Source organism: Nocardioides sp., assembly GCF_035481145.1.
Taxonomy (GTDB): Bacteria; Actinomycetota; Actinomycetes; order Propionibacteriales; family Nocardioidaceae; genus Nocardioides.
This window is the reverse complement of record NZ_DATIHB010000149.1, coordinates 1-2,892: the sequence shown is the minus strand read 5'-3', so window position 1 is coordinate 2,892 and position 2,892 is coordinate 1. Positions and strand designations below refer to the sequence as shown.

The following is a 2,892-nucleotide window of genomic DNA, read 5'->3' as shown; positions in this document are numbered from 1 at the left end:
CGCCACGCCGGGCAGCCCCGACTGGGACGTCCGGGCCGACGTGGCCGGTCGCGCGATGCGGCTCACGGCTGACGGTGTGGTCGACAGGGAAGGTGTCCCGGGCCTGGCTGCCCGGCTCGGCTACAGCTCGCGCCAGCTCGGTCGGATCCTCACCGCCGAGCTCGGGGCGGGGCCCCTCGCCCTGGCCCGAGCACGCCGCGCGCAGATAGCCCGCGTGCTGATCGAGACCACCGACCTCCCGCTCGCGGAGGTGGCGTTCGCGGCCGGCTTCTCCAGCGTGCGGCAGTTCAACGAGACGCTGCGTGAGGTCTACGCGGCGAGCCCGACCGAGCTGCGCGGCAGGCGGTCGCGCACGGTCGCGGCTGGCGAGCTCCGGCTCAGTCTCGCGGTGCGCACGCCCTTCGCCGGCACGGCGTTGGCAGCATTCCTCGGCACCCGTGCGGTGCCGGGCATCGAGGCCGCCGGGCCGGGTTGGTACTCCCGCTCGCTCCGCCTGCCGCACGGTGTCGGCACCGTGCGCCTGCAGCTTGCCGACGCCGTCGAGCCGGGGCAGGTCGTCCAGGTCCCCGCGACCTTCCGGCTCACCGACGTCCGCGACCTCTCCGCCGCCGTCGAGCGGGTACGCCGCCTGCTCGACGCCGACTGCGATCCGGTGGCGGTCGACGACGCGCTCTCCACCGATCGCGCGCTGGCGCCGCTCGTGCGGGCGCGCCGCGGACTGCGCGTGCCGGGCCACGTCGACGGTGCCGAGCTCGCGGTGCGCGGTGCGCTCGGGCAGCAAGTCACCCTCGCCGCCGCCCGCACCCTCGCCGGGCGCCTCGTGGAGGCAGCGGGGGAGCGCCTTCCTGATGCGCTGTGCGTGGACGGGTTGACCCATCTCTGGCCCACGCCCGAGGCGGTGGCGGCTGCACCGATGACCCGCATGCCTGCCTCACGGAGTCGCGCCATCACGAGCCTCGCCCGTGCCCTGACTGCAGGCGACGTCGTGCTCGACCGCGGCGCCGACCGTGCCGACGTACGCCGCGCACTGCTCGCGCTGCCCGGCATCGGTCCGTGGACGGCCGGCTACGTGGCGCTGCGGGCCCTCGGCGATCCCGACGTCTTCCTGCCGACCGATGCCGGAGTGAAGGCCGCGCTGGCTGCCCTTCCCGTCGCGACTGACCCCGACGCCTGGCGCCCGTGGCGCTCCTACGCCCTGCTGCACCTGTGGACCTCGCTCGCCGGCCCCGCCGCAGCGACCCGCGCCGAAGAGGAGATGATCTGACCATGTGGACCGTGATGGAGTCGCCCGTCGGCGAGCTGCGCGTCATCGAGCGCGCCGGTGCGCTGTCCGCGATCGAGTTCACGCCTTGGCGCCCGCCGGTCGACGGTCGGCCACTGGGGGAGCGCGCGGACGACCACCCGGTCCTGGCCGCGACCGTCGCCCAGCTGACGGAGTACTTCGCGGGCGAGCGCACGGCGTTCGACCTGCCGGTGGCCCCTCGTGGCACGGAGTTCCAGGAGCGGGTCTGGGCGCAGCTCCAGAAGATCGCCTTCGGCGAGACCGCGTCGTACGGCCAGGTCGCCGCGCGCCTCGGCCTGACCGCTGCGGCGTCCCGTGCGGTGGGCACCGCCAACGGCCGCAACCCGATCCCGATCGTGATCCCGTGCCATCGGGTGATCGGGGCCGACGGGTCGCTGACCGGCTATGCCGGCGGCATGGAGCGCAAGCAGGTGCTGCTCGACCTCGAGTCTGCCGACCGCCTCTTCTGACCGCGATACGCACCTAGGGCGGCGAGACGCAACCGCTGCCGCCTACGACCGAGACCCGTGTTCCTGGCGCGAGGTGGCCGTTGCAACACCCACCTCGCGCCAGTAGACGGGGTTTACAACACGTGGGTCATTCCGCGGCAGCGCGGCGCAGCGACTCGGAGAGCCGCTCGGCGGCCGCGAGGACTGCGGGGGCGTGCATGCGGCCGGGCTGGCGCGAGAGGCGCTCAAGCGGACCGGAGACGGAGACCGCGGCGATGATCTTGCCGCTGGGGGAGCGGACCGGCGCGGAGACCGAGGCGACGCCCTGCTCGCGCTCACCGACGGACTGGGCCCAGCCGCGGCGGCGGATGCCCGAGAGCGCGGTGGCCGAGTAGGCGGCGTTCTGCAGGCCGCGGTGCATGCGCTCGGGGTCCTCCCAGGCGAGGAGCACCTGGGCGGCCGAGCCGGCGCGCATCGTCAGCTGCGAGCCGACCGGGATCGTGTCGCGAAGACCCGAGGGGCGCTCGGCGGCGGCGACGCACACACGGTGCTCGCCCTGGCGGCGCCAGAGCTGGGCGGACTCGCCGGTGATGTCGCGCAGGCGGGCGAGCACCGGACCGGCAGCGGCGAGGAGTCGGTCCTCGCCCGCGGCGGCGGAGAGCTCGGCCAGGCGCGGCCCGAGGACGAAGCGGCCTTGGAGATCGCGGGCCACGAGACGATGATGTTCGAGGGCAACCGCGAGGCGGTGGGCCGTGGGCCGGGCCAGGCCGGTGCCGGCGACGAGGCCCGCGAGGGTGGCCGGGCCGGCCTCGAGGGCGGCCAGCACGAGGGCTGCCTTGTCGAGAACGCCCACTCCGCTTGTGTTGTCCATATGCCGATACTGACATCTCACAACTTGGGATGCAAGCGTACGCTCTGTGACGTGGCCCAGACCGGGCCTGGCAAAGGCATTGACGCGAGGAGATCCCCATGGGCAAGACCCTGTCGGAGAAGGTGTGGGACGAGCACGTCGTCCGCAGCGCCGAAGGCGAACCTGACCTGCTCTACATCGACCTCCACCTCCTGCACGAGGTCACCTCGCCGCAGGCCTTCGACGGTCTCCGTATCGCCGGCCGCCAGGTCCGTCGACCGGACCTCACCCTCGCCACCTAGGACCACAAC

General features: G+C 73.8%; 3 protein-coding genes and 1 pseudogene. 3 read left to right on the top strand and 1 reads right to left on the bottom strand.

The genetic code is table 11. The features are described from left to right. Window positions 1–1,264 (top strand): DNA-3-methyladenine glycosylase 2 (locus tag VLF38_RS12725; RefSeq protein ID WP_325271617.1); only part of this gene is annotated, 1,264 nt, incomplete at its 5' end. Between the two features lie 2 nt (window positions 1,265–1,266). Beyond that, window positions 1,267–1,752: a methylated-DNA--[protein]-cysteine S-methyltransferase gene (locus tag VLF38_RS12720; RefSeq protein ID WP_325271616.1), complete on the top strand. Its 486-nt coding sequence runs from the start codon at window positions 1,267–1,269 to the stop codon at window positions 1,750–1,752. A 127-nt stretch (window positions 1,753–1,879) separates the two neighbouring features. Here the strand turns inward: VLF38_RS12720 and VLF38_RS12715 are convergent, their stop codons facing one another. Further along, the gene (locus tag VLF38_RS12715) at window positions 1,880–2,602 is read right to left on the bottom strand and encodes an IclR family transcriptional regulator (protein WP_107700199.1); all 723 of its coding nucleotides are present in this window, start codon (window positions 2,600–2,602) and stop codon (window positions 1,880–1,882) included. A 98-nt stretch (window positions 2,603–2,700) separates the two neighbouring features. Between VLF38_RS12715 and VLF38_RS12710 the strand changes: the two are divergent. Then, window positions 2,701–2,880, top strand: a pseudogene (locus VLF38_RS12710) (aconitase family protein); the annotation flags it as partial. Window positions 2,881–2,892 lie beyond the last annotated feature (12 nt).

Excerpts from the sequence above, each read along its gene's own strand:
- VLF38_RS12720 (WP_325271616.1), top strand. The coding sequence starts at position 1,267 with ATGTGGACCGTGATGGAGTCGCCCGTCGGCGAGCTGCGCGTCATCGAG.
- VLF38_RS12715 (WP_107700199.1), bottom strand. The coding sequence starts at position 2,602 with ATGGACAACACAAGCGGAGTGGGCGTTCTCGACAAGGCAGCCCTCGTG.